This is a genomic window from Pantoea sp. UBA4549, from assembly GCF_002387285.1.
In the GTDB taxonomy this organism is placed as follows: Bacteria; Pseudomonadota; Gammaproteobacteria; order Enterobacterales; family Enterobacteriaceae; genus Pantoea; species Pantoea borealis.
Genome location: NZ_DGLH01000018.1, coordinates 1 through 16808 on the forward strand (window position 1 = coordinate 1; position 16808 = coordinate 16808).

Genomic DNA, 16808 nt, shown 5'->3' on the forward strand with positions numbered 1-16808 from the left:
GCGTCCTCTGCCCGGTCGCCGTGCCGGGGCAAAGGCAGCCGCCGCCGCTGACGGCGAACGGAACCGGCCCCCGTGCCGAACGGAACCGGCGGCCAGCCTCCGTGGCGAACGGAACCGGTGCCCGTCCCGGAACCGACGCCCGTGGCGAATGCCCTCTTCTCTCAGGTCCTGACGCGCAGCCGCGCTTCAATCAGATCGGCAACCTTTGTCACCACCCAGGCGATCACCATATAAAACACCACGGCAATCAGAAACGCTTCGAGATAGTAGAAGTTCAGCGCCGCCGTCAGCTGCGCCTGCGCAAAGATATCCACCACTTCGATAGCAAAAGCGAGCGACAGCGCTTTCATGATCACCATAAAGGCGTTGGCCAGATCCGGGATCGCCGCCACGATGATTTGAGGGAACATCACGCGCCGGAACAGCTGGCCACCGCTGTAGCCCAGCGACAGCGCGGCGTCGGACTGACCGCTGTCAAACGAGTTCAGCGCCCCTTTCCACACTTCCGCCTGAAACGCGGCCACGCAGGCGCTCAGCGCGACGATGATAATCACCCAGTTAGGCAGCGAGTGAGCATTCACCTCAACGTTAAACAGCGTAGCGAAAAAGTGCAGCGCGGATGGCAGGCCGTAGTAGGCGAGAAAAATCACCACCACCATCGGCACGCCTTTAAAGGCAATTTTGTAAACCGTCACCAGCTGACGCAGCAGCGGAATACGCTGATGCTCGATATACGCAAACAGTCCGCCCAGCAGCGTGGAACAGATAAACACCGTTACCGCCATCAGTAGCGTAACCGGGACCGCATCCAGAATGCTCCAGAAATCGGGCAGTAGTACTTCAGTATCAAACATGCGCGCTCTCCTGCTCAGACGCTGGCGGTCAGCTTGACGCGCGCCGCTTTGGCGCTGTACTTCGCATGACGCTGTTCAAAGAAACGAATAATCAGCCAGGCGACCAGACAGAGCAGCGAATAGATCACCGCCAGTACCAGATAGGTCCCAAACTGATACTGGTTATAGTCGCGCTCCATAATCAGATGCGCCGTTGCCATCACATCGGCGGCACCGATATACATCACCAGCGCAACGTTATGGATCAGGTAAATGATCGCGTTACCGTAGCCCGGCAGCGCAAAGTGCACCGCCTGCGGTCCTACCACACGCAGCATCTTGTGACGAAAGCCGTAACCCAGGCTGTCCGCCGCATCGTGCTGACCACGCTCTACCGCCAGAAATGCCGGACGCATGACTTCGGAAAGATAGCCCCCATGGTAGAAGCTCAGGCCAATCATGGCCGCCAGATTAGGGGAGACAAAATCAGTAAAACCAAGCTGCTGTGTCATCAGCGGCAGGCCATAGAACGCGACAAACAGCTGCAGAACCACCGGCACACTGCGCGCATAGGAGACGTACAGATCGGCCAGCTGGCTCACCAGCGGAATACGACGGACGCGGAACAGCGTCGCGATCAGCGCCAGGACAAAGCCAGCCAGCATCGCAACAAATATAATACCGAGCGTCAGCGGCAGCGCTGATAACAGCTCGGGGATCATGGCGGATAGATTCACGGTGAAACACTCCTGCTTACTATAGAGCCGCGCCTGCCAGAGAGCCGGCGCGGTATCTGCTTGTGAATCCGTTACTGCATATATTTCGTGACGTCTTCACCAAACCACTTCTGCGCCAGCTTATCCAGCGTGCCGTCCGCTTTGAGGTCCTGCAGCGCCCTGGTAATGTCTTTGCTCAGCGCCTGATTCTCTGCTGAACGATGCAGCAGCACATAGGTGTTGTTAATCGCCACCGGCTCGCTCGCTTTGATAGCCAGCTTCTGGTTATCAATAACCGTCTGCTCGCCGAGGTTTGATGGCAGGATCAGCGCATCATACTTGCCGTTCTGCACTTCTTTCAGGCGATCCGGATAAGGCACGCCAGCACTGGAGGCTTTGATGGCGATCTTGTCGTTCGGATTATCCTGCTGCCACTGCGTCACAAACTTATAGACCCCGCCACCCGCGGTCACCGGGACAATTTTTTTACCCACCAGATCTTTCATGCCCTGAATGGTGCTGTCGCTGCGGCTGTAGATCTTCATCAGGCTGGCGCCCATCGGTGCGTCCGGGATGAGGAACTGTTTGCTGCGCGCCGGGGCCTTATAATAGCCGCCGGTTGCCATATCATATTTGCCGGTTGCCAGCCCCGTCTCCTGAGCGATATCCGCAGCGCCTTCCATCACAAATTTATACTGCGGCAGTCTGGCATTAATCGCTTTCAGCACGTCGGGCTCATAGCCCTGCGGCTCATGACCAATCGCGCCCCAGGAGAGCGGCTTGGACTCTGCAGCGGTAGCGATTTTGACGGTGCGTACCGCGTCGGCAAAGCTGCTGCCGCTGACCAGCGCCAGTGCGATGATGCCGGGCGCAGCCAGGCGACGTAATGTTGTTTTAAGTGCAGGCATGATCTTCACTCCTCTGATTATTAGAATACGCGTTCTGAGCTGAGAAACTGGGCAAGCCGTGGCAGGGTCGGGTTTTCAAACATCTCCGCCGGCGTTCCCTGCGCGGCGACCACACCCTGATCCATAAACACAATGCGGTTAGAGACACTTTTCGCAAACTGCATTTCATGCGTGACCAGCAGCGAGGTAATGCCTGAAGAAGTGACATCTTTAATCACCTTCAGCACCTCGCCCACCAGTTCCGGATCCAGTGAGGACGTCGGTTCGTCAAACAGGATCACCTCCGGCCGCACCGCCAGCGCGCGGGCGATACCGGTGCGCTGCAGCTGTCCGCCGGAGAGCTGGGAAGGATAGTGATCGGCTTTCGCGCCGAGTCCGACCCGCTCCAGCTCCTCAAGCGCAATGGTCCGCGCTTCCTGGCGGCTTTTGCGCTGGATCACGATCAGCGGATCCATCACATTCTCCAGCACCGTCATGTTCTTAAAGACGTTGAACTGCTGAAAAACCATCGCGGTCCGCAGGCGGATCGCCTGGATCGCCGCTTTATCCGGTTTGCGATAGTCCATGCGGATCTGATCGAGCGCGATCGTCCCCGCTGTGGGTTTCGCCAGATAATTAATGCAGCGCAGCAGCGTGGTTTTACCGGTGCCGCTTGGCCCGATAATTGACACCACATCGCCCCGCTTTACCGTCAGATCGACCCCTTTCAGAATCGGGTTGTTGCCATAGGCGAGCGTAATATTATTAAGTTCTAACATGGCGTTGCCCTATTTATTCAGGTCAGCATGGCCCAGCACATGCATCAGACGGTTGGCCCAGCCAAAGATGGCGATAGCATGGATCAGGTCGATAATCTCCCGATCGTCCATTCCGGCCGCACGCAGCGGCGCAATATCTTCTGCCGTCGCTTCGGCTGGCGTGACCGACAGGCGGCGGGCAAAGCGGTAGATCGCTGCATCGCGCTCGCCCAGGGCATCAGCGCGGTCAAAATAGATTGCACTGACCACCGCGTCGTTATCAGCCAGCTGCACGTGCCGGCGCGCATGCACCACCGCGCAGTAGCGGCAGCCGTTCACGATTGACGCGCCCAGCGCACCCAGCTCACGATCGGCGCGATTCAGGCCGCCCTCAACATACATGATGGCGTTGAACAGCCCGGTGCGTGCGGTGTAGCTTTCCGGATCGTGTACCAGCGTGCGGACATACTCCGATACCTTCTTGTTAGACGGTGTGATTTTCATCGCATCGCGCTGGGCAGGCGTGGCGTCGTCTACGCTCACCGGCGCAATATAGGGGTGCCAGTGCAGCGGCTTCAGGGAAACAGAAGGGATCATGCTGACCTCAGCAGGCGCAGACCAGCCGCAACGCGCGTCTGGAAGTTAATAAAGGCAATAAGCTCAGAAAGCGCCACAATCTGCGGATTATTCAGTCCCGCCTGCTCCAGCAGCCGGATATGCTGTTCTGTGGCCTGCACCGGCTGGCACGTAATCAGATCGGTATGACGGACAATCGTCGCCAGCGGTTCACTTGGCGGCATCGCGCCTTCTGCCAGCGCCAGCAGCTCATCTACCGGCTGCAGCTGCGCCAGTTCATGCTGATACGCCTGCTCCAGCGCGCTATCCTGATTCAGCCGTGCCATACGCTGTGCCAGCGCCAGCCGCAGGGCTGCAGAGAGGCCCTGGTCATCTTCCGGTGTCAGCACGGAGCGACGGCATGCCTCTGCGCCATCAACAAATTCCGGTCGCAGGCGCCGCGTCTGGTAGAGCGCCGCGTCAGGGGTCAGCCCGGCGGCGCGATCGATAGCGTCACTCATAACGCATTCTCCTGATTCAGTAAGGGGGTGGCGTCCACCCATTCATCTCCCTGTAATTCAGGGATGTCATACGCCTGCAGGCTGGCATAGTGCTGCTCCACGTCCTCGGCAAACAGCGAGGCGGCAATCGCCCGCACCAGTCGATCGGCACCGGCGCTTACCGCAGGGATATCACCGGAGACTTTGCCGTGCGTCAGCATGGCGGCATCATTGAAACAGTGAATGTGTGAAAGCACCGGGCAGGCACCAGGCGTACGCTCGCGAAATTCAAATCCGGGTCCGAGGTCGGGCGCTTCCAGCATGTTCTGGCGGGCCGGCCCCATGGCAGGCTGATAACGACCATCTGCCCAGCGACGGATATGCGGGGCGATGGCAGCAAATTCGGATCTGCCGCTGAAGTCATTGCTGAAGCCGGTGGCAGCGATCAGGTAGTCATAGCGCAGCGGCCCCTGGGTTGTCTCAATCACCAGCTCATCGCCTTCAGGCCTGACGGCATTAATGGCGCAGTTCAGCAGAAAACGGGCATTGGTGTGGCGTGAAACGCGCAGGGTGGAGGCGCGCGGCGGCGGCGTCTGGGTGGTGGCGGTATACTCTACAAACGCCCATTTCCACGCATCCGGCAGCTGATACATACCGTGTACCACGCCCTGACTGCCGATGCCGGTCATCTTATTGATGCGCGGCATCGCCTGACGACGAATCAGCAGATCCACCCTGGCAGCGCCCTGCTCCAGCGCGGTTGCGGCATTATCCATCGAAGAGGCACCGGCTCCGATCACCGCAACCCGCTTACCCTGCAGCGCACTGAAGTCGATGTTGTCGGCGGAGTGTGCCCAGAAGCGGCGATCGACACCCTGTAAAAAGGATGGCACGGCAACGCCGCCCAGGCCGGAGCGGCCGGTTGCCAGCACCAGCCGGCGGGTATAAACGCGTGCCGGCGTGGCGCCTTCCAGCGTCAGCGCAATCAGCGACCCGGCAGGTTCAATGGCGGTAACGCGGACGCCGTTCTGTACCGGCAGATTGAGTACCTGCCGGTACCAGACCAGATAGTTCATCCACATCTCTTTCGGGATTTTGTCCAGCGCCTGCCATGCCGCTTTTCCCCACTGCGCGGTGTACCATGCGCGAAAGGTCAGCGAGGCCAGACCGAGTGCCGGGCCCTGCAGCGATTTAGGGGAACGCAGCGTCTCCATGCGGGCAAACGTGACCCACGGCCCCTCCTCCCCTGCTGGTGCAGTGTCGTAAGCGATGCTATTGGTGATGCCCGCCAGCTGCAGCCGGGCCGTCGCCGCCAGGCCGCACATTCCGGCACCGATCACAACGACATCGCGCACCGGCTGGTCATAAGCCGTGTGCACAGGCACCCAGGGTTTTGCGGGCAGTTCAAGGTATTCCAGGTCCTGCTGTAGCTGAGCTTCCAGCGCAGCCAGACCATCGGCAGCTGAAGTCATATAAGTATCCCCTGATGTCAGCGCAAAAAACGCTGTCAAACGCATACCCACAACCGCCGGATTTATTATCCTGATAACACATAGTTACCGGCTAATGATTGTTAATACGCATAGTAAAAGCTGAGGCTTTGCATACTCCTCCTGCGACCGGGCGGAGTCAATAATTGCGCTCAGCATTTAACCAATGGATTTCTTATATCTTATGCCGGAATAGTTATAAGCCCGTCACTGCGCCATTCAGCCGTGCTAAAGCTGATTGATAAGCCGCATGACGCGGGTGTGTTCGCTGGAGGCCAGCCGCTGAAAATCGGGTAACAGGGAGGCAGCAGCAGTAGCGAGCGCCTCTACCAGCGCCTGTGCGGCTGCAGTGATCTGACGTCCCTGTGGCGTGACCACGCCAAAATAGTAGGGAATATCCTCTTCCAGCGTACAAATAGTGACGCCTGCCAGCGGTATTCCCCAGCCGGATACCGGCTCCAGAATCGCCACGCCCAGCCCGGCACGAACGCAGCCAAGAATATTTGCTGATGAGTTTGTTTCAATGGTTTCCGGCAGCGGCGTATTCACGCGCTTTAGCGCTTTTTCATAACGCCCGCGCAGGCGCTGCGGATTCCAGGGTGCGATAAGTCGCCGGCCTGCCAGCTGGCTGAGCGACACCTGCGGCTGCGCCGCAAGTGGATCGCTATCCGGCAGCGCCACCACACAGCGCGCGTGGCCAATCCAGTGCAGTACCACCGCATCATGCTCCAGCGGCAGGCTGCAGAGGCCGATGTCCGCCTCGGCGGTGATCACCGCGTGCGCCGTTTGCGCAGCAGACTCACTGATAATCTGTACTTTGTTGTGCAGGCCAATCGCTGCCAGCGCCTGCGGCAGCAGTCCTGCCGCCAGCGCTGGCGTAGCCGCAATACTGAGCGGACGCTGCTGCTGCTGCGCTATCTCCTGCGCGCGCAGCCGGATCTGCTGCAAAGAGAGCAGTGCTTTCTGCACATACTGATGTAGCTGCAGCGCCTCTTCTGAAGGATGAATGCGCGGGCCATTACGGATAAACAGCGGATAACCCAGGGAGAGTTCCAGCTCCTGCAGCTGGCGTGAAACCACAGGCTGTGAGCGATTCAGCGCTTTGGCTGCTGCGGTAACACTGCCCGCTGCAATGACCGCCGCGAACGCTTCCAGCTGACGCAGATCAAGATCGTTGAGTAAGTTCATTACGTAGTGGTTCCTGCATGGTTTTTCACCAGGCTGAGCATAAGTGATACCGCCATCATAAGGGGCAGAGACCCGATAAGTCACTGCACAACCTGAAAGTCGCTATTTATGTAATGGCCGCTCCAGAATATATTATTGCCTCCGCTGGAATGATCTCAGTCAGAAAAAATCAACGGATAAAAAGTGACATGTTAAATTTCTGCAATATTCCCCACCGCTGCGCTTAATTTTCCTCATACGATATGCTCTCACCCGATAATATAAATCTGTACAGCACATGGTAAAATTGTACAAGTTAGCAGAAACACCGCTGACGGATTTAACTTAATAAAAATAAACAATAAATCTCAAAAAAAAGCGAAGCGCAATTGATTGTACAAATAATATTTCTTTGTACAGAAAAAGAATTGAACTCTTATAAATCAGGCCGGCAAAAAAACAAAAAAATATAAAAAAGCCAATTAAGATTATTCCTGGCCGGTGTACTTGTGAATCCAGGAAATAACGCTAACCTTAAGTTGCAAACTAAATACTTTAATATGCCTTACCCTCTGAGGAGTAAATGATGAGCAATCCACGTGGTGGTGCCGGCAATTTTGCCATGAATCCTGAACGCGCCCGCGAGGCGGGGAAAAAAGGCGGCCAGGTCAGCGGCGGTAACTTTCGCAATAACCCTGAGCGCGCAATTGAAGCGGGCCGCAAGGGGGGTAAGAAAAGTCGTCGTACCACAGATAAAGACGCTGCACAGAGTGCACAGGCTTAACATTAACGGGAGAATCTAATGACTTACGAAGAACACTTTATTGACTGGGTCAGAGATGCACACGCTATGGAGAAGCAGGCTGAGAGCATGCTGGAAAAAATGGCAGCCCGGCTCGAGCACTATCCCGATCTCAAAGCGCGTATTGAGCAGCATATCGATGAAACACGTGAGCAGCAGCAGCTGGTGCAGAGCGTAATCGACCGTTATGATACGTCCCGTTCAGTGATCAAAGATGCCGCAGGAAAATTGTCGGCGTTTGGCCAGGCAGTCGGTGGCATGATGACTGAAGATGAGGTGGTTAAAGGCGCTATCAGCGGCAACGTATTTGAGAACTTTGAGATCGCGAATTATACCGCGCTGATCGCGGCGGCGGAACAGCTTAACGACAGTGAAAGCGTGTCAATTTTTACCCGCATTCGCGAGCAGGAACAGGCGATGGCCGACTGGACTGCCAACCACTTAGGCGACGTTACAAAACAGTTTCTTATCCGCTCCAGTACACCGGGCGTAGAAGCAAAGAAATAGCGTTAGCTGCGCTTGGATTTTCTTCCCCAGACTTTGACATTGCATATTATCTACCGGCCAGCTGGCCAGCCAGCACAGTAAGGTTGCTTCTGTGCTGGCTTTTTTTATGCCTCATTGGCCAGTGCTAATCGTCTTCCCTGCCACCAGATCAGCAGCGCTGTCAGCGCAATCACGCTCAGCGTGCTAAACGCCACGCTATAGGAGTAGTGCCTGACAATCATGCCGGTCAGCGCCGGACTCAATGCGGCACCTGCGCCCTGCATCAGCATCACCGCACTCTGCCCGGCATTAACGTGTCCGCTGCCGCGCAGCAGCTGCACAATGTAGCCTGGCACCGCAACGCCCAGCGTACCGGCTGCAATGCCGTCCAGTATCTGAACCGGGATCATCAGCCAGGGATCGGTAAAACTGGCGGCGAGCATCGCGCGTACCGGCAGCAGCAGCAGTGCCAGCATAATGAGACGCTGATACCCCAGCGTCTCAGCGCGCGCGGCCGTCCACAGCGCCACCGGGATCATCACCGCCTGCGAGATAATCACGGTCGCCGCAGCGTAGACACCGGGGTTCATGCCACCCGGTGAGGCGGCCACGCGCATACTGAGCATCGGCAGCAGGGCGGCATTCGCCAGGTGAAACAGCAGCAGCGTGATGCCTGTGGTCATCAGCGGCGCGTTGCGCGTCAGGTCGGAGAGGCGCGGAACTGCGCTGCCTGCAGATGCATCCAGACCGCGCGCCGCCTGATGATCAATATCGTTTCCGCGGATAGCCAGGATAGCCAGTGAGGTCAGCAGCGCCATCGCTGTCATCAGAATAAATACCGAACCGGTACCCCAGTACCAGGTCGCTGCACCGGCAATCAGCGCAGCGCTCATGTTTCCGGCGTGATTAAACGCTTCGTTTCGCCCCATCTGCCGGTTAAAGCCGCGCTGCCCGGCCAGACCCAGCGTGATCCCTGCCAGCACCGGTGCAATAAACGCGGCAGAAACCCCGCTGATAATCTGCGTAGTGGCCACCACCCAGGTTTGCTGTGAGTACCAGAGCCACAGCGTGGCAACGGTGATCAGCGCGCAGCCGCACAGCAGCAGCAGACGTTTGTAGCGCGTCGCATCCGTAATAATACCGGCCGGCAGCGTGGCGATAAGCCCGGCCAGGCCGCCCGCCGTCATCACCAGACCGACGTCGTTTGGCTGCCAGTCACGCTGCGTTAAAAAGATCCCCAGAAAAGGGCCCAGCCCGTCGCGCACGTCAGCGAGAAAAAAGCTCACCAGACAAAGCGCCTGCAGCGATCGTATCGGCATTGCTCGTGTTCCTGATTTTTTAGTGAGAGTCAGCCTGTTAAGTAATGGCAAAAATTCAGGAAAAGTCACGAAACGTAAAAGTAACCAAATGAAAGCAATATGCGCAGCCATCCGGGCTGCCTGTGTCTGCATGCAATTATGCAGCTGCAGGTAAGCGTAGGCTGACAGCGTCAGAGGGTTGAGCGAAGGATATATGCTGAAGCGCAGAGCGAAGTATGAGCGTGCTGAAAAGCAAAAACCCGGCCATAAGGCCGGGTTTTCTGAATTTTGGTGCCCGAACCCGGAATCGAACCAGGGACACGCGGATTTTCAATCCGCTGCTCTACCGACTGAGCTATTCGGGCAACGGGGCGCATTAAACCCTACGCCGGCCGCAGCGTCAAACGCTTTTCAGCAAATACGCGCTGACTGATGACTTTTAGAGCAGCCGCGGTGCGTGCTGCTTAAATTTTGACACACTCTGCTGCGCTGCTGCGATGGATTTTTGCGGCCGGGTGCCGATAACCGTGCTGACATCCAATAAACATAAAAAGGTCCGCCATGTTCAGCACTATTGCATCAGGTATTATGTCACGCCTTGCGTGGCAAAAGCGCAGCCGCGCAACGCTCAGTTCATTGCAGGATGTGATTGCCATGATTGAGTTTACGCCGGATGGCAAAATCATTACCGCCAACGATCTGTTTCTGGAGCGTATGGGCTATACCCTGCCGGAGATTGCCGGTCAGCATCACGCACTGTTCTGTACACCTGACATGGTGCATTCGCCCCAGTACCGCGATTTCTGGCAGCGGCTCAACCGCGGCGAGGGGTTCAGCGATAAATTTCTGCGCGTGGCTAAACACAGCCGTCCGGTCTGGCTGGAAGCCAATTATGTGCCGGTGCAGGACCGCAGCGGCCGGGTGATAAAAATCGTCAAGCTGGCGAGTGACATTACGGCACATATTCTGGATACGCAGGAGCAGCGGGCCATGACGGCGGCTATCGATCGCTCAATGGCAGTCATCGCCTTTAATCTGCAGGGCGAAGTGCTGATGGCAAATGATAATTTTCTTAAAACCATGGGCTACCGGGAGCAGGAGATCCTTGGCCGGCACCACAGTCAGTTCTGTCCCCCGGAAATGCAGCAAAGTAACACCTATCGTCGCTTCTGGCAGAAGCTTAATCAGGGCGAATACATTTCCGGACAGTTTCAGCGCGTGGATAAACAGGGCCGCACCGTCTGGCTGCGCGCTACTTACAATCCGGTTTTTAATGAAACGGGCACGCTCTATAAAATCGTCAAATTCGCCACCGATGTGACCTCGCAGGTGGAGAAGAGTCAGCAGGAGCGCGACGCCGCACAGCAGGCGTACCAGACGGCACTGCAGACCAGCGAAAGCACCCGGCTGGGCGCTACGGTACTGGAGAACAGCGTGCAGACCATCAATGCGCTGGCAGGTGAACTGCATGATATCTCCGGGGATATTAATAACCTCAGCGACTCCTCCGATCGCATTGGCGCAATTGTGGAGAGTATTCGCCGTATTGCCGAACAGACCAACCTGCTGGCGCTGAACGCGGCGGTTGAGGCGGCGCGTGCCGGACAGCATGGACGCAGCTTTGCCGTGGTGGCGAATGAGGTCCGTGCGCTGGCGGAAAATATCAATCGCGCCACCACCGAAATCGAAAACCGGGTACGTGACAACCATCTGCTGGCGGAGAAAGCGCTGCAGGGCATCGCATCTAATCTGAAGCGTGCCGATCAGGGCGTGCAGCTTGCTCAGGAGGCGGGCGACATGATGGCAGAGATCCGCGACAGCTCTGGTGAGGTGGTCCGCGCGATCGGCCACGTCACCGCGACGCTGAAAGAGGAGTAGCCGCTACTGGCCTGCTGTCTGCAGCGGCGTGGCTGACACCGGCGGCAGGAAGATATGATCGAGAATATTGCGCATTACCGGCGCGGCGGTCACGTTCTCATTGCCGCCGTTTTCCAGAATCAGCGCAATCGCCACTTTAGGATCGCTGAACGGCGCAAAGGCGGTATAAAAAATATGATCGCGCAGCCGGATCGGGATCGTTTTCGCATTATAGGTCTGGTTCTGCTTCAGGCTGAACACCTGTGACGTCCCGGACTTGGCCGCAATGCCGTATGGCGCGGTATGGAAATATTTATAACCGGTGCCGTTAGGGGCGTTAGCCATACCAAACATCGCCCGACGCACCAGCCCCCAGTAGGGTGAGGTCGCCTCACCAATCTGCGGCTGCGGCCTGACGGGCTGATAACGCTGCTGCCAGCGGCCACGCTGCGCTTTTGCCAGCAGATGCGGCGCGATCACTTTGCCGTTATTGATCAGCGCCACCATCGCCTTGACCATCTGAATCGGGGTGGCGATCCAGTAGCCCTGCCCGATCCCGACCGACACCGTATCGCCCTGATACCACGCTCGTTTATGCACCTTCTGTTTCCAGGCGCGGTCGGGCAGCAAACCGGCGTACTCTTCGTTGAGATCGATACCGGTTGACTTGCCATAGCCAAACTGGCTCAGCATGGTGTGAATGCGGTCGATACCCATCATAAAGGCCACCTGATAGAAAAAGGTGTCTGCCGACTCCTCAATCGCTTTGGTCACGTCCAGCATACCGTGGCCCGATTTTTTCCAGTCGCGCCAGGTACGGTGCGTGCCGGGCAGGGTCCAGGTGGGCGCACCAAAAAAGGTGGTCGCGGGCGTAATGGTGTGGGTCATCAGCGCAGAGATCGCCATATAAGGCTTTACCGTGGAAGCGGGCGGATAGAGACCCTGGGTAACGCGGTTGATAAGCGGCAAATCTTTATTCTGCAGCAGCGCTTTGTAGGCTTTATAGCTGATACCTTTTACAAACGGGTTGGGATCGTAGCTGGGACTGGAGACCATCGCCAGCACGCTGCCGTCGTGCGGATCTTCAATCAGTACCGCCGCGCGCTGGCCAGCCAGCTGCTGCTCAACATACTGCTGCAGATGCAGATCGAGGGTCAGGTAAATATTTTTACCTGCCACCGGCGGGACCTCTTTCAGCACGCGCACGATGCGGCCATGGTTATCGACTTCAACTTCCTGGTAGCCGGTTTTGCCGTGCAGCAAAGATTCATAGTAGCCTTCAATACCCTGCTTGCCGATGTTATGGTCAGCGGCGTAGTTCTCGCCCGTGCCCGCCTCATTCAGCCGCCTGTAGTCACCGTCGTTGATTTTGGAGACGTAGCCCACCACGTGCGCCAGGTCGGCGCCATAGGGGTATTCACGATCCTGATAAGTGGCCACGCTGACGCCGGTAAAGCGAAACTGGTTCACGGCAAAGCGCGCCACCTGACGATCGGTAAGCTCTGCTTTCAGCTCGACCGGCTTATAGCGGCTGCTGTGCTGCAGCGCATGCCGGAAGGCATCAATGTCATCGGGTGTCAGATCAAGCAGCGGCGTCAGGGCGCGCAGCGTTGCCGCCATATCGCTGACTTTATAGGGCGTGACCAGTACGTCATACCAGGTGACATTGCGTACCAGCGGGATGCCGTTGCGATCGTAAATCAGCCCGCGCGTGGGGGCGACAGGGATCATTTTGATGTCGTTTTCGTTGGATCGCGTCTGATAGTAGCGGTGCTGACGGACCTGCAGACGATAGAGATTGATGCCCAGAACGATAAAGCAGGTGACCACCAGCGCAAAGGCCACCAGCGCCCGCCGGGCAAACAGTTTTTCTTCAGCTTCGAAATTACGAAAATTCATCAGGATAGGATCTCTTTATTATCGCGCTAATGATAAACAGCGTGAGCGTCAGAGCCAGCCTGAAGATGCACAAGCCTGGGTAAAAGTGTGTCAGATGTTTACGGCGGGAGGACCGGGCGCGCCTTTATGCGCACCCGGACACAGGCGAATTTAGTCGCCCAGCAGCACCGATTCCAGTGCAATTTTGATCATGTCGTTGAAGGTGGTCTGACGCTCTGCCGCGCTGGTCTGTTCGTGCGTGCGGATATGGTCAGAGACGGTGCAGATGGTCAGCGCTTTCGCACCAAACTCTGCCGCCACGCCGTAGATCCCTGCGGCTTCCATCTCAACGCCGAGGATGCCGTACTTCTCCATGACATCAAACATCTGCGGATCGGGCGTGTAGAACAGATCCGCAGAGAAGATGTTGCCGACACGTGCGTCAACGCCCAGCGCTTTTGCTGCGTCAACGGCATTACGTACCATGTCAAAGTCAGCAATCGCTGCAAAATCGTGATCTTTAAAACGCATACGGTTTACTTTGGAGTCGGTGCAGGCACCCAGACCAATTACCACATCACGCAGTTTCACGTCAGCGCGGACCGCGCCGCAGGAGCCGACACGGATGATTTTCTTCACGCCGAAATCGGTAATCAGCTCTTTGGTATAGATTGAGCAGGATGGGATCCCCATACCGTGGCCCATTACCGAAATCTTACGGCCTTTATAGGTGCCGGTGAAACCAAGCATACCGCGTACATTGTTAACTTCCACAACATCGTCCAGGAAGGTCTCAGCGATGTGCTTTGCACGCAGCGGGTCGCCAGGCATCAGTACGACGTCCGCGAAATCACCCATTTCTGCATTAATATGTGGCGTTGCCATGGTTCTTATTCCTTTTCAAAAAATTGTGCGCTGTTTTACAGCATGCTTTTGCCATAGTCCATGCTGGAGAGGCCAAAGTACGCGGCAATGGTCTGGCCGATATCAGCAAAGGTGTCGCGATAGCCCAGCGACCCCGGCTTAACGCCCGGACCGTAAATCAGGATGGGGATATGCTCACGCGTATGCTCGGTGCCTTCCCAGCTGGGATCGCAGCCGTGGTCAGCGGTCAGAATCAGGATGTCGCCCTCCTGCACCAGCGCCATCAGCTCTGGCAGACGGCGGTCAAACAGTTCCAGCCCGCCGGCATAGCCTGCGATATCGCGGCGATGACCCCAGGTTGAGTCGAAATCAACAAAGTTGGTAAAGACGATAGAGGTGTCAGGCGCCTTTTTCATCTGCTCAATCGTGGCGTCAAACAGCGCGTCGAGCCCGGTGGCTTTCACTTTCTGCGTGATACCCTGATGGGCGTAGATATCGGCAATTTTGCCTACCGAGATCACTTCCCCGCCCTTCTCATCAACCAGCTTTTTCAGCATGGTCGGTGATGGCGGCTCAACGGCCAGATCGTGACGGTTGCCGGTGCGCTCAAAGCTGCCCGCTTTATCACCCACAAACGGACGGGCAATCACGCGACCAATGTTGTAGCCGCCTTCCGTCAGCTCTTCACGGGCAATTTCACACAGTTCATACAGCCGCTCAAGACCGAACGTCTCTTCGTGGCAGGCAATCTGGAACACTGAATCTGCTGAGGTATAGAAAATCGGTTTACCGGTTTTCATATGCTCTTCACCCAGCTGATCGAGGATCACTGTACCGGAAGAGTGGCAGTTACCGAGATAGCCCGGCAGACCGGCGCGCTCCACCAGCTTATCCAGCAGCGCCTGCGGAAAGCTGTTCTCTTTATCGCTAAAGTAGCCCCAGTCGAACAGGACCGGTACACCGGCAATTTCCCAGTGGCCGGAAGGGGTATCTTTCCCGGAAGAGAGTTCGCTGGCGTAAGCGTAAGCGCCGATGATTTCAGCCTCAGGATCCAGCCCTGGCGGAAAGCGGCCGGTCGAGAGTTCTGCCGCTTTGCCAAGACCGAGCGCGGTCATGTTTGGCAGATGTAACGGGCCTTCGCGCCCTTCATTTGCGCGACCTTCAAAACAGGCTTCAGCGATGTGACCCAGCGTATCCGATCCGGCATCACCAAATTTGTCAGCATCTTTACTGGAACCGATGCCGAAGGAGTCGAGAACCATAATAAAAGCACGTTTCATGCAAGTCTCCTGCGCGCCAGGCGCGATGACAAGTCAAAAAAAAGCGATCAGATCAGTATACCTGAATGGCTGCTGTCTGGCACGCAGTAACGCCACTATTCACTGATGCGGCGATACACCACGGGCGTGGTTTCAGGCGCCTGGTCGCTCAGTACGATGGCGGCTCTGACCGCCTGCGCGGCTTCCTGCCACTGCGCTTCCGATGCGGCATGGATCACCGCCAGCGGCCGCTGCGTATCCGCACGGCTGCCCAGTGCGATCATATTGCTCAGACCTACGCTGTAGTCGATTGCATCACTGGCCTGCCGCCGCCCGCCGCCCAGCGCCACCACCGCCATGCCCAGCGCCCGCGTATCCATGGCGCTGACTATCCCTGCTTTTTCTGCATAGAGCGGTCTGCTGAAAGCCGGTGCCGGCAGGTAGTGATCCATTCGCTCGACAAAATCGGTCGGGCCGTTCTGGGCCGCCACCATGCGTGCGAATACCTCAGCAGCTTTACCGTTATCCAGCACCTGCTGCAGTTTCTGCCGCGCCTCGGTGTCATTCGCTGCCAGCTGGCCGGAAATCAGCATTTCGGCGCAAAGCGCCATAGTGACCTCATACAGACGCGGATTACGCGCCTCGCCGGTCAGGAACTGCACGGCCTCGCGCACCTCCAGCGCGTTACCGGCGGTGGAGGCCAGAACCTGATTCATATCGGTAAGCAGCGCAGTGGTTTTGCATCCCGCGCCGTTCGCTACCCGCACAATCGCCTGCGCCAGCTGTTCCGACGCGGCAAAGGTAGGCATAAAGGCGCCCGAGCCTACTTTGACATCCATCACCAGCGCATCCAGCCCTTCTGCGAGTTTTTTCGCGAGGATCGAAGCGGTAATCAGCGGTATGGAGTCAACCGTGGCGGTAATATCGCGCGTGGCGTAAAAGCGTTTGTCCGCGGGTGCCAGTGAGCGGGTCTGGCCGATAATTGCCACCCCCACCTGTTTGATTATGTCGCGGAAACGATCGTCGCTGGGATAGATATCAAAGCCCGGAATGGCTTCAAGCTTATCCAGCGTGCCGCCGGTATGGCCGAGGCCGCGTCCGGAGATCATCGGCACATATCCACCGCAGGCGGCGACCATCGGGCCCAGCATCAGAGAGGTCACATCGCCTACACCACCGGTTGAGTGTTTATCCACTACCGGGCCGTTGAGCTGCAGTGACTGCCAGTTCAGAACCGATCCTGAGTCACGCATCGCCATGGTAAGCGCAACGCGTTCCTGCAGGTTCATATCATTAAAATAGATGGTCATCGCCAGCGCAGCGATTTGTCCTTCCGAAACGGTTTCGTCGCGCACGCCGTTGATGAAAAAGCGGATCTCCGCCTCGCTCAGCGGCTGTCCGTCACGTTTTTTACGAATGATTTCCTGTGGCAGGAACAAGATTGCCTCCCGTGATTGG

Annotated in this window: 16 protein-coding genes and 1 tRNA gene; 3 read left to right on the top strand and 14 right to left on the bottom strand. The window is 57.1% G+C overall.

Translation table 11 applies throughout. The annotated features are described in order from the left end of the window. Positions 1 to 161: 161 nt before the first annotated feature. The 8 genes from B3041_RS15775 to B3041_RS15810 all read right to left on the bottom strand — a co-directional run bounded on the left by B3041_RS15775 (position 162) and on the right by B3041_RS15810 (position 6927). Positions 162 to 854, bottom strand: a complete 693-nt coding sequence (locus B3041_RS15775) for an amino acid ABC transporter permease (protein ID WP_065648213.1) — start codon at positions 852 to 854, stop codon at positions 162 to 164. Between the two features lie 14 nt (positions 855 to 868). Then, positions 869 to 1555: an amino acid ABC transporter permease gene (locus B3041_RS15780; RefSeq protein WP_292977487.1), complete on the bottom strand. Its 687-nt coding sequence runs from the start codon at positions 1553 to 1555 to the stop codon at positions 869 to 871. An 86-nt stretch (positions 1556 to 1641) separates the two neighbouring features. Beyond that, positions 1642 to 2457 (bottom strand): transporter substrate-binding domain-containing protein, encoded by an 816-nt coding sequence (locus B3041_RS15785; protein ID WP_065648211.1) that lies wholly within the window; start codon positions 2455 to 2457, stop codon positions 1642 to 1644. Between the two features lie 20 nt (positions 2458 to 2477). After that, positions 2478 to 3215 carry an amino acid ABC transporter ATP-binding protein gene (locus B3041_RS15790; protein ID WP_150018799.1) on the bottom strand — a complete coding sequence of 246 codons (738 nt, stop codon included), beginning with the start codon at positions 3213 to 3215 and terminating at the stop codon, positions 2478 to 2480. A 9-nt stretch (positions 3216 to 3224) separates the two neighbouring features. Beyond that, positions 3225 to 3791, bottom strand: a complete 567-nt coding sequence (locus tag B3041_RS15795) for a peroxidase-related enzyme (RefSeq protein ID WP_065648209.1) — start codon at positions 3789 to 3791, stop codon at positions 3225 to 3227. Then, positions 3788 to 4270, bottom strand: a complete 483-nt coding sequence (locus tag B3041_RS15800) for a CMD domain-containing protein (protein ID WP_292977115.1) — start codon at positions 4268 to 4270, stop codon at positions 3788 to 3790. Before B3041_RS15800 ends, B3041_RS15795 begins: the two co-directional genes overlap by 4 nt. Next, a complete protein-coding gene (locus B3041_RS15805; RefSeq protein WP_292977117.1) occupies positions 4267 to 5721 on the bottom strand; it encodes an NAD(P)-binding domain-containing protein in 1455 nt (484 codons plus the stop codon). Before B3041_RS15805 ends, B3041_RS15800 begins: the two co-directional genes overlap by 4 nt. Positions 5722 to 5967: 246 nt before the next feature. Further along, the gene (locus B3041_RS15810) at positions 5968 to 6927 is read right to left on the bottom strand and encodes a LysR family transcriptional regulator (protein ID WP_065648207.1); all 960 of its coding nucleotides are present in this window, start codon (positions 6925 to 6927) and stop codon (positions 5968 to 5970) included. Positions 6928 to 7492: 565 nt separating this feature from the next. Here B3041_RS15810 and B3041_RS15815 point away from each other — a divergent pair. Next, positions 7493 to 7690: a general stress protein gene (locus tag B3041_RS15815; protein ID WP_065648206.1), complete on the top strand. Its 198-nt coding sequence runs from the start codon at positions 7493 to 7495 to the stop codon at positions 7688 to 7690. A gap of 18 nt (positions 7691 to 7708) precedes the next feature. After that, positions 7709 to 8215, top strand: coding sequence for a ferritin-like domain-containing protein (locus B3041_RS15820; protein ID WP_039380127.1), 507 nt, complete (start codon positions 7709 to 7711; stop codon positions 8213 to 8215). A gap of 104 nt (positions 8216 to 8319) precedes the next feature. Here the strand turns inward: B3041_RS15820 and B3041_RS15825 are convergent, their stop codons facing one another. After that, a complete protein-coding gene (locus B3041_RS15825) occupies positions 8320 to 9513 on the bottom strand; it encodes an MFS transporter (protein WP_065648205.1) in 1194 nt (397 codons plus the stop codon). A 268-nt stretch (positions 9514 to 9781) separates the two neighbouring features. Then, positions 9782 to 9857 (bottom strand) — tRNA-Phe (locus B3041_RS15830). A gap of 196 nt (positions 9858 to 10053) precedes the next feature. Between B3041_RS15830 and B3041_RS15835 the strand changes: the two genes are divergently transcribed. After that, positions 10054 to 11370, top strand: a complete 1317-nt coding sequence (locus B3041_RS15835; RefSeq protein ID WP_065648204.1) for a methyl-accepting chemotaxis protein — start codon at positions 10054 to 10056, stop codon at positions 11368 to 11370. Between the two features lie 3 nt (positions 11371 to 11373). On the opposite strand, the gene mrdA is transcribed toward B3041_RS15835, so the two are convergent. The 4 genes from mrdA to deoA form a co-directional block, all read right to left on the bottom strand. Then, on the bottom strand, positions 11374 to 13248 hold the full coding sequence (gene mrdA / locus B3041_RS15840; protein ID WP_292977121.1) for a penicillin-binding protein 2: 1875 nt from the start codon (positions 13246 to 13248) through the stop codon (positions 11374 to 11376). A gap of 150 nt (positions 13249 to 13398) precedes the next feature. Then, complete coding sequence (deoD, locus tag B3041_RS15845) at positions 13399 to 14112, bottom strand: purine-nucleoside phosphorylase (protein WP_039380134.1); 714 nt, start codon at positions 14110 to 14112, stop codon at positions 13399 to 13401. A 35-nt stretch (positions 14113 to 14147) separates the two neighbouring features. Beyond that, positions 14148 to 15371 (bottom strand): phosphopentomutase, encoded by a 1224-nt coding sequence (gene deoB / locus B3041_RS15850; protein WP_292977123.1) that lies wholly within the window; start codon positions 15369 to 15371, stop codon positions 14148 to 14150. Positions 15372 to 15466: 95 nt separating this feature from the next. Then, positions 15467 to 16789, bottom strand: a complete 1323-nt coding sequence (gene deoA / locus B3041_RS15855) for a thymidine phosphorylase (protein ID WP_292977125.1) — start codon at positions 16787 to 16789, stop codon at positions 15467 to 15469. Between the last annotated feature and the right edge of the window lie 19 nt (positions 16790 to 16808).

Coding starts and splice junctions, on each gene's coding strand:
- B3041_RS15775 (WP_065648213.1), bottom strand. CDS start 854: ATGTTTGATACTGAAGTACTACTGCCCGATTTCTGGAGCATTCTGGAT.
- B3041_RS15785 (WP_065648211.1), bottom strand. CDS start 2,457: ATGCCTGCACTTAAAACAACATTACGTCGCCTGGCTGCGCCCGGCATC.
- deoD (WP_039380134.1), bottom strand. CDS start 14,112: ATGGCAACGCCACATATTAATGCAGAAATGGGTGATTTCGCGGACGTC.
- B3041_RS15805 (WP_292977117.1), bottom strand. CDS start 5,721: ATGACTTCAGCTGCCGATGGTCTGGCTGCGCTGGAAGCTCAGCTACAG.
- B3041_RS15810 (WP_065648207.1), bottom strand. CDS start 6,927: ATGAACTTACTCAACGATCTTGATCTGCGTCAGCTGGAAGCGTTCGCG.
- B3041_RS15815 (WP_065648206.1), top strand. CDS start 7,493: ATGAGCAATCCACGTGGTGGTGCCGGCAATTTTGCCATGAATCCTGAA.
- B3041_RS15800 (WP_292977115.1), bottom strand. CDS start 4,270: ATGAGTGACGCTATCGATCGCGCCGCCGGGCTGACCCCTGACGCGGCG.
- B3041_RS15825 (WP_065648205.1), bottom strand. CDS start 9,513: ATGCCGATACGATCGCTGCAGGCGCTTTGTCTGGTGAGCTTTTTTCTC.
- B3041_RS15790 (WP_150018799.1), bottom strand. CDS start 3,215: ATGTTAGAACTTAATAATATTACGCTCGCCTATGGCAACAACCCGATT.
- mrdA (WP_292977121.1), bottom strand. CDS start 13,248: ATGAATTTTCGTAATTTCGAAGCTGAAGAAAAACTGTTTGCCCGGCGG.
- B3041_RS15780 (WP_292977487.1), bottom strand. CDS start 1,555: ATGATCCCCGAGCTGTTATCAGCGCTGCCGCTGACGCTCGGTATTATA.
- B3041_RS15820 (WP_039380127.1), top strand. CDS start 7,709: ATGACTTACGAAGAACACTTTATTGACTGGGTCAGAGATGCACACGCT.
- B3041_RS15795 (WP_065648209.1), bottom strand. CDS start 3,791: ATGATCCCTTCTGTTTCCCTGAAGCCGCTGCACTGGCACCCCTATATT.
- deoB (WP_292977123.1), bottom strand. CDS start 15,371: ATGAAACGTGCTTTTATTATGGTTCTCGACTCCTTCGGCATCGGTTCC.
- B3041_RS15835 (WP_065648204.1), top strand. CDS start 10,054: ATGTTCAGCACTATTGCATCAGGTATTATGTCACGCCTTGCGTGGCAA.